The organism is Pseudogracilibacillus amylolyticus (SeqCode) (genome assembly GCF_051918545.1).
In the GTDB taxonomy this organism is placed as follows: Bacteria; Bacillota; Bacilli; order Bacillales; family Amphibacillaceae; genus Pseudogracilibacillus.
The window spans coordinates 8,140-8,985 of record NZ_JBPPZG010000167.1 but is presented as its reverse complement, the minus strand read 5'-3'; the positions used below and the strand labels follow the sequence as shown (position 1 = coordinate 8,985).

The window sequence follows — 846 nt, the reverse complement described above, 5'->3', positions numbered from 1 at the left end:
GACACTAACAAAACTTCAACTGTTTCTTTTGGATAAGGTGTTTTAAATGTACCTTCGCGAATTCCTTGTTCAATAACCTTCGTCAATATAGGCGTTAATTGGACGATTGTTTCAACTAAACTCTTTTGATGCATTTCTGCATTATTTACTCGGTGCAATTCTTCAATCATCCTGTCTTTTCCAGATTCATCCGGGTTTTGTGCCATAATAATTTGTAATATTTTTTCCGGAGCTTTTAGGGTTGGATCTGCAGCAATTTTCTCAGCTGCCTTTACTCCCATCTCAATAAATCGTTCTACAATTGCATCCATCACATCTTCCTTGGATTTGAAATAATAATAAAATGTACCTTTGGCAATACCGATTTTTCGCAGGATATCATTGATTGTTGTTTGGGAATATCCCTTTGTAGTAAACAACTCTTCTGCAACATCTACTATTTCTTTTTTTCTGTCTTCTGGTGATTTTGATATTCTCACATTTATTCCTCCATTTTGTAGACCGACCGTCAGTCAATAAAAATGATATCATTTTTCAAACTACTTTGTCAATAGTTACTTTTGCGATAATTTCATTTCCTATTCACTTTTTTAAGTAAGGGCTGATGACTAAAACGAAGGATAAAATTTTGGATTGCTACTATTTAACTGAGGAATCTTAATACGTGCTTAAAGGAAACTGTTGAGTAATGAAAGTTTGAAAACCTAGTTAGTAAACCGTTGTTTTCCGCTGTATAAAAATGAACGCAGTCACAAAGCGGAATACCGCTGCAGTGGATGATAAATGTTCTATACCGGGGGATTCACCGATCTAGTTGATTGTAGTGGAGGGCAGTCGACTCCTGGT

Annotated in this window: 1 protein-coding gene; it reads right to left on the bottom strand. The window is 35.6% G+C overall.

Annotated elements, in window-relative coordinates:
- The coding region (locus ACPYKA_RS15765; RefSeq protein WP_479543173.1) for a TetR/AcrR family transcriptional regulator at positions 1 to 479 on the bottom strand (479 nt) is incomplete at its 3' end.
- Positions 480 to 846: the final 367 nt, after the last annotated feature.